The sequence below is a fragment of the Nonomuraea sp. NPDC049141 genome, from assembly GCF_040648415.1.
Classification (GTDB): Bacteria; Actinomycetota; Actinomycetes; order Streptosporangiales; family Streptosporangiaceae; genus Nonomuraea.
Window position 1 is genome coordinate 1 of sequence record NZ_JBEZDR010000065.1, and the last position, 6,923, is coordinate 6,923.

Consider the following 6,923-nt stretch of genomic DNA (forward strand, 5'->3'; position numbering starts at 1 on the left):
GCACGTGGTGCTCGTCCTGCTGGCGGGCGCCCTCGGCGTCTACGACCCCGACGGCGACGAGTCGCCGCCCGACCCGCCCGCCGTGGCGCGGCACGGGCCGCTGCTCGTCGCCGACCTGCTCGCTGCCACGGGGCGGCCCCTCGACGGCTACCTGACCGCCGCGTTCACGGAGATCGCGCGCACCGAACAGCAGGACTGACCGGCCCCCCGGGGGCCGGCACTCGACTGGGGATGGTCCGACATGACCAGCAAGTTCACCGAGCTGGCGATCGACTGTGCCGACCCGCACGCTCTCGCCCGGTTCTGGTGCGCCGTCCTCGGCTACGTCGTGCAGGACGAGGACGACGAAATCGTCACGATCGGCTCCCCCGTGGTGCCGGAAGGCAGGGACCGCCCCGGCCCGGTGCCGCCGACGTTGACGTTCGCGCGGGTGCCCGAGGGCAAGACCGTCAAGAACCGGCTCCACATCGACCTCAACCCGACCGACATGGACCGGGACGAAGAGGTCCGTCGCCTGCTCGACCTCGGTGCCCGGCACGCCGACGTCGGCCAGGGCGATGAGCGTTGGGTCGTACTCGCCGACCCGGAGGGGAACGAGTTCTGCGTCCTCGCCGACCGCTGCCCCTGATCGGACGCCGCGCGCCGCGCCAACCTGCTTCCGGTCGCCTACGGTCGGAAGGACGGTCGGAAACGAGCCAAGGCTTCTCGTCACACCGGTTGGAAGGCCAATGGGAAAGCTGCTGTTTGCCGCGCGGCTTTGGTACCGGGCACGAAGACCATCACAGAACGGTCGCCGCCGCCGGTGACAATGCGGTGCCGGCCGTCCGGTCCGGGCAGCACCGCTACCGCCCACACCCCGTCGGTGTGGCCGGTCAGCTCGCTTGGCCGGTCGCCGGTGTCGGGGTCCCAGACTCGTACCGTGCCGTCTTCACCGGCGGAGACGATGTGGTGTCGGCCGTCCGGGTCGGGTAGCACTGCCAACGCCGCCACCCAGCCGGTGTGGCCGGTCAGCTTGTTTGGCTGCTCGCCGGTGTCGGGGTTCCAGATTCGTACCGTGCCGTCGCGGCTGGCGGAGACGATGTGGTGTCGGCCGTTCGGTCTGGGTAGCGCTGCCACGGCCAACACCCCGTCGGTGTGGCCGATCAGTTCGGTCGGTTGGTCGCCGGTGTCGGGGTCCCAGACCCGCACCGTGCCGTCTTCACCGGCGGAGACGATGTGGTGTCGGCCGTTCGGTCTGGGTAGCGCTGCCACGGCCAACACCCCGTCGGTGTGGCCGATCAGCTCGGTTAGTTGGTCGCCGGTGTCGGGGTCCCAGACCCGCACGGTCCTATCGACGCCGGCGGAGACGATGTGGTGTCGGCCGTTCGGTCTGGGTAGCGCTGCCACGGCCAACACCCAGCCGGTGTGGCCGATCAGTTCGGTCGGTTGGTCGCCGGTGTCGGGGTTCCAGACTCGCACTGTGCCGTCGCGGCTGGCGGTGATGATGCGGTGCTGGTCGTGCGGGCCGGGCAGCACCGCTACTGCCGCCACCGAGCCGGTGTGGCCGGTCAGCTTGGTTGGTTGGTTGCTGGTGTCGGGGTCCCAGACCCGCACGGTCTTATCGTGGCCGGCCGAGAGGATGTGGTGTCGGCCGTTCGGTCTGGGTAGCGCTGCCACGGCCAGCACCCCGTCGGTGTGGCCGGTCAGTTCGGTCGGTTGGTCGCTGGTGTCGGGGTTCCAGATTCGTACCGTGCCGTCGCGGCTGGCGGTGATGATGTGGTGTCGGTCGTTCGGTCTGGGTAGCGCTGCCACGGCCAACACCCAGCCGGTGTGGCCGATCAGTTCGGTCGGTTGGTCGCTGGTGTCGGGGTTCCAGATTCGTACCGTGCCGTCGCGGCTGGCGGTGATGATGCGGTGTCGGTCGTGTGGGTCGGGCAGCACTGCCACCGCCGACGCACCGTAGGTGTGGCCGGTCAGTTCGGTCAGCTGGTCGCCGGTGTCGGCGTCCCAGACCCGCACGGTCCCGTCGACGCCAGCGGAGACGATGTGGTGTCGGCCGTCCGGGGTGGGCAGCACTGCCACCGCCGCTACCCCGTCGCTGTGCCCGGTGAGGGTGCGGTGAGTGGTTCCGGACCAAAGGGCGGCTTGCACATGCCAGGGCCAGGCAGGGTGGTCGACGATGAGTGTGTCAGCCAAGTTGATCGATCGGGTCTTGCGGGCCCAGATGTGTAGCCACCAGGCCCGTTGCGGTTTAGGCCAGCCGGTCCAGTCGCTGGTGGCGGCGCTCTCCGCAGCCGCGGCTGCGGTGACGGCGTCCCGTGTGGTCAGTGCGTGTCGGTGCGACAAGATCTGGCCTGGCGGGCAGGACAGCAGGAATCCAGGATCGGATATGAACTCGTCGAGCATCTCGGCGGCGGCAGCGTGTGCGGGCAGCTGCAGTCGGGTGTAGTCATCGATAGCGGACCAGTCGCGCCGGCCGGTGGCCGGGCTGGTGGGCGGCACCAGCCAGGTCGTGATCGCGCGGTGTGCGGTGTGCCAGGCAGCGTGCAACTGGTTGGTCAGCCCGGCATCAACGGGTTCCTCGCCGCTGGGAGGGGCGGTAGTGAACAGGTCGCGCAGGCTCTGGTGGCGAACCTGGTACTGGCGGCGGCGGTCCGGCCCGGTGGTCACGTCGAGGTATGCGCGGGCAGGCCCCTCCAGCCATGTTGCCAGTTCGCCGGCAGCGTCCGGGCTGTTGAGCACCGTAGCGAGGTCGGCGCTACCGATCGCGCGGCCGAGGGCGGCGAGCACAGCAAGAGCAGGCAAGTGCAGCCTGCGCCAATCGGGATGCGCGGCCCACCGGTGCTGGATCTGCAGTTCGTAGTAGCCGCGCAACCCGTCAGGCAAAGAGGCAACGTCATTCGGTGGACGCAGAGCAGCGCGGATCTCGTCCAGCACGTACCGCAGGTATATCCACACCCCGCGGCACCGATCCAGCAATGTCGCGACGAACGCCGGCGTGCTGACCTGATGCTCTACCAGCGCCCGGGTCAGCGCCAGGTCCGGGTTAGGGCCGGTGGTCGCGGCGTGCATGTAGGCGGCCATGTCGGCCAGGTTGTCGGCGCCCTCCACCTCGATTTGCGACCAGCCGACCCGCAACGGATCGCGCAACGCGACCAGTGGCAGACCATACCGACTGGTCGCCACGATGTACGCCCCGGCTGGCAGGGCGTCCGGGGTCGGCAGGCCGAGCGGTACCCCGGTACCCATGCCCGGCGAATCCGGCTCGGCCTCGTCCAACCCGTCAACGACCAGCACAAGTGGCCGGCGCTCGACCACGGGGAAGCGCTCGTCACGGGCCGCCACCGCCGCCCGGATGACCTTGGCCAGCCAGTCCGGCCGCTGCGCCGCCGCCGGAAACACGCCCCCCGGAGTGAACCGCTCCGTCAGATCCCACGCGCCAATCAACTGCGCCGCCAGACTCTTGCGCGCCTCAACCGGGTTACGGGCCCCGCCATCCAGACGGGTGAAGTGGTAGGCACACGGACGCGTCCACACCAGACGAGCCGCCAGCGCACTCTTGCCCACCCCCGCCTCGCCCCGCACTACCACGTACCCCTGTTCGGTGGCCGCGATCCGCTCGTCGATCCGGGCGATCAGGCCAGCGCGGCCCTGAAAGCGGGCGAGATCCAGCTGCTCGTACAGTGGCGCGGGATCGAAGGTCGCGTCCTGGAGACGATCGGACTGACCTACCGTGAATTGCATGTACGTCGGTCCGGTGTGCACCGTCCCGGTGAGGTCCCGGCCCGCAACCACCGCGCCCGGGGCCAGCTGCCATCTGGTACCCACCCGCTACCGACCCGATCCCTGCCGACTGCTGCCGGTGGTATCGATGTTCGCCTTCTCGGCGATGTCCCGACCCGCCACCACCGCGCCCGGGCCGACTCCGGTCTCCCGCATCGGCGAACCACTACCAGCTGCCACAGACCCATCGGTTCGGACCTGGCCACTGATGTCCCGACCCGCCACCACCGCACCAGGACCGACCGGCCGGTGCGTCCCCGACGCGTTTGCGGCCAGCCAACCCGCTACCACCGCCCCGAACAACGTGAATACCCCGGCTGCGGCCCACCACTGCCAACCGCTCTGCAGCTTGTTGATCACCGCGCTGTTCGCGGCAGCCACCACCACCCCGACACCCGCAGCCCAGACAACTCGCCGACCAGACACCAGCACACCCCTCGATTACCCAAAGCATCAGAGCAGGAACAGAGAGTGGAGCCTAGCCGGGCCCGGCGCCGAGTTGCGTCCACTGGATTGGTGTACGACTTGCCCGTGATGGGCGTGTTGCGTAGGTAGGAGTCGTCCCACCGCGCGCCCCTTCGAGGCGGTGACGCCCAGTGAAGGAGCGGGATACGCGGTGGGTCGGGCCACCCGACGATCCAACCCGCCATTCTCGCCGTCTGTAGCCGATCCACACTGTGGAGCGGCCCCGTTCTGGACGCACCCGACTCTGGCTGGATCGCAGGGCGCTCGCGTCGTTTGCTGCCTTCTCGCTGCCTCCGGGAGGGCAGTGATCGTCGGAAACGGGTCAAGGCCCCTCGCTGGAGAGGCTTGACCTGCTCTTACCTCTGGTCGGGGTGGCCGCATTCGAACCGACGACAGACCTCTTCGTCCCGAACTCCCGGCGAGTGGTGCAGGTGGCCGGCGGGGGCGTGGGCCAGGTCCTGGGCGGCGTCGACGAGCTGGGCGGCCAGGTAGAGGGCGAGGCGTTGTCGTACTCCGCTCGTAGCTCCCGCCTTCGGGTCTGGCAGGGCCAGTCGGCACCGCATCCGCCGCACGTCCAAGCCGGTGTCACCGGGAGGTGTGTCGTCATCGCGGCGCGTCCTGGCTCGGCCAGTGGCCGCGGTTGATCGGGATGGGATGACGGCTTCGGCAGGGCAGGTCGCTTCCGTAGCGGCAGATGCGCCGCCAGTCCTGCCATGACCAGACGGGTCGGTGCCGGCGGGCGAGGGTCAGCGCCGCCGCCAGGACGTACTCGTCGTAGGACACGCGTCGCCGGCTGTTGTTCTGCCTCTGGTGGTAGCCGGTGTACCGCACGGAACCTGCGGTCGAACCAGTTGCATCGTCCGGTCTGGTCATCTCGCCTCCCGCCGACGCTGGGGGCCCGTGGGCACCCGGTCAGCCGTGTCCGGAGACAGGGCACCCACGGCAGGGCGACCGGCCGCCAAGCTGGGTGGCCCCACCAGCAACTTAGGACGCAATGTGCGCAGGGTAAACAGCTACGACACATAGCGTTGTAAGTCGAGCGTTCGGTGTGGTCTGCTTGCACCAGCCGCCAAGCTGGGAGCACCACCTATGTCTGAAGCTGCCTACCTACAGGTCGCCCGAGATATTCGCGAGCAGGTCAGCTCCGGCCAGTTGAAGCCGGGCGACAAGCTGCCCTCGTTTGCCGCCCTCTGCGAGCACTACGAAGCCAGCAACACCGTGATCCGTGCTGCCATGCTGCTGCTCAAGGCCGAGGGCCTGATTGACGGCCGGCAGGGCAAGGGCGTCTACGTCGCCAACCCGCTTCCCCGGTGAGCCGGGGTCACCCTCGAGGCGCGACGCCTCGTTCATAAGTTTTGAGCGCTCCGTCCGGCAACGTCTGTCCGCGTACGCGACCTCGGGCGGAGGTGCACGCTCGACCGCTGGCGACTGTCCTCGTCCCGGCTGGTTGCTGTCACCGTTGCTGTCGACAGCAACAGGGTCAACGTCTCTAGTGGTGGTGCGCGGTCGACGCATGCTGCCCTAGGAACTCTCGGAAGAGCCGGCAAAGGTTCGAGACGGCGCGCTCGTGGTCGTCGTCGCTGACAAGGCCATCCTCGATGGCACCCCTACCGAAGGTCTCGGCGAGCGCTAAAGACGAGAAGACGAGAGGACTGCCGGGATGGCGGGCAGACATCCACTCCTGGAACGCCGCCAGCTCACCCTGACCGCGCGCGAGGGCGAACCCCGTCAGCAGCGAGAACGCTCGCTCGTACGTCGGCCGCCCAACGTACATGCCCAGCCGGTGCTCCATATGCCACAAGAACTCTTCCCAACTCACGGCCGCATTGTTTCCGACGCCGGACGCTTCGGTGTGAACGCGGGCACGAGCCACAGCTGGATGTCGCCGGAACTCGTCCTGTGGCAGCTAGCATGGACACTGCGCTGACCGGTGCCGTCCGCCGCCAGACGGCGCTGTAGCTTTCGCTGCCTCGCGGCTGCCTCATTCCGCCTGTTACTCCTTGGCGTTGAGCTGTGGCCGGTCGGTGGCCCTTGGGCGCGTGTTGGGATGCCCGCTGTGCCCGCGCCGGGGTCCGGAAGATCACCGTGCACGATGCCCGGCGTACCTGCGCGACCCTGCTCGTCGACCTGGACGTGCACCCGCGCGTCATCATGCAGGTGCTTCGGCACGCGGAGGTGTCGGTGACGATGGAGATCTACTCGCAGGCGTCCTCGGACGCCACCCGCGACGCCCTCAAGCGCCTGGGCGAGAGTCTGCGCTGACGCGCTGCTGTACTCGACTGCTGTACGAATGCATCAGGGGCCACTCTCATCGATGGAGAGTGGCCCCTGACCTCGGTCGGGGTGGCCGGATTCGAACCGACGACCTCTTCGTCCCGAACGAAGCGCGCTACCAAGCTGCGCCACACCCCGAGGCGTGCCGACAAATAGTAGCCCACCCCGCTCAGGGGTCCAACTCGGTACCCCCACCGCCGTGGCGGCCCTGTGCGGCCCTCGTGGGAGCCCGGCGAACCCCCGGGCGCCGGCTGATGTCGTAGGCGGTTCAGCTCGACAGGGCGGCCACACCCAGGCCGGGGCGTCGGTCACTGATCCGCGCCGACGCGCCCCACATCACCGCGCCCAGGTCCGGCACCGCGTGCCCCACGTCACCGCGCCCGGACCGGCCCGCCCGGCGGTCCTTGGACGGCCGGCGGGCG

Annotated in this window: 8 protein-coding genes and 1 tRNA gene; 4 read left to right on the forward strand and 5 right to left on the reverse strand. The window is 69.1% G+C overall.

The annotated features are described in order from the left end of the window. Both AB0B91_RS63855 and AB0B91_RS63860 read left to right on the forward strand, forming a co-directional pair. Window positions 1-199: hypothetical protein (locus AB0B91_RS63855; RefSeq protein ID WP_358342745.1), on the forward strand; the 199-nt coding region annotated here is incomplete at its 5' end. A 42-nt stretch (window positions 200-241) separates the two neighbouring features. After that, a complete protein-coding gene (locus AB0B91_RS63860) occupies window positions 242-628 on the forward strand; it encodes a VOC family protein (RefSeq protein ID WP_089003032.1) in 387 nt (128 codons plus the stop codon). An 80-nt stretch (window positions 629-708) separates the two neighbouring features. On the opposite strand, the gene AB0B91_RS63865 is transcribed toward AB0B91_RS63860, so the two are convergent. The 3 genes from AB0B91_RS63865 to AB0B91_RS63875 form a co-directional block, all read right to left on the reverse strand. After that, complete coding sequence (locus AB0B91_RS63865; protein ID WP_358342747.1) at window positions 709-3,723, reverse strand: hypothetical protein; 3,015 nt, start codon at window positions 3,721-3,723, stop codon at window positions 709-711. Between the two features lie 860 nt (window positions 3,724-4,583). Continuing rightward, window positions 4,584-4,790: a hypothetical protein gene (locus AB0B91_RS63870; protein ID WP_358342748.1), complete on the reverse strand. Its 207-nt coding sequence runs from the start codon at window positions 4,788-4,790 to the stop codon at window positions 4,584-4,586. Between the two features lie 40 nt (window positions 4,791-4,830). Then, on the reverse strand, window positions 4,831-5,100 hold the full coding sequence (locus AB0B91_RS63875; protein ID WP_231925854.1) for a hypothetical protein: 270 nt from the start codon (window positions 5,098-5,100) through the stop codon (window positions 4,831-4,833). Window positions 5,101-5,316: 216 nt separating this feature from the next. Between AB0B91_RS63875 and AB0B91_RS63880 the strand changes: the two genes are divergently transcribed. Further along, window positions 5,317-5,541 (forward strand): winged helix-turn-helix domain-containing protein, encoded by a 225-nt coding sequence (locus AB0B91_RS63880; protein ID WP_089003035.1) that lies wholly within the window; start codon window positions 5,317-5,319, stop codon window positions 5,539-5,541. Window positions 5,542-5,716: 175 nt separating this feature from the next. On the opposite strand, the gene AB0B91_RS63885 is transcribed toward AB0B91_RS63880, so the two are convergent. Next, window positions 5,717-6,046, reverse strand: coding sequence for a hypothetical protein (locus tag AB0B91_RS63885; RefSeq protein ID WP_089003036.1), 330 nt, complete (start codon window positions 6,044-6,046; stop codon window positions 5,717-5,719). 194 nt (window positions 6,047-6,240) lie between these two features. Between AB0B91_RS63885 and AB0B91_RS63890 the strand changes: the two genes are divergently transcribed. Further along, a complete protein-coding gene (locus AB0B91_RS63890; protein ID WP_358342751.1) occupies window positions 6,241-6,489 on the forward strand; it encodes a tyrosine-type recombinase/integrase in 249 nt (82 codons plus the stop codon). Between the two features lie 76 nt (window positions 6,490-6,565). Here the strand turns inward: AB0B91_RS63890 and AB0B91_RS63895 are convergent. Then, window positions 6,566-6,639: transfer RNA gene (locus AB0B91_RS63895), tRNA-Pro, on the reverse strand. Between the last annotated feature and the right edge of the window lie 284 nt (window positions 6,640-6,923).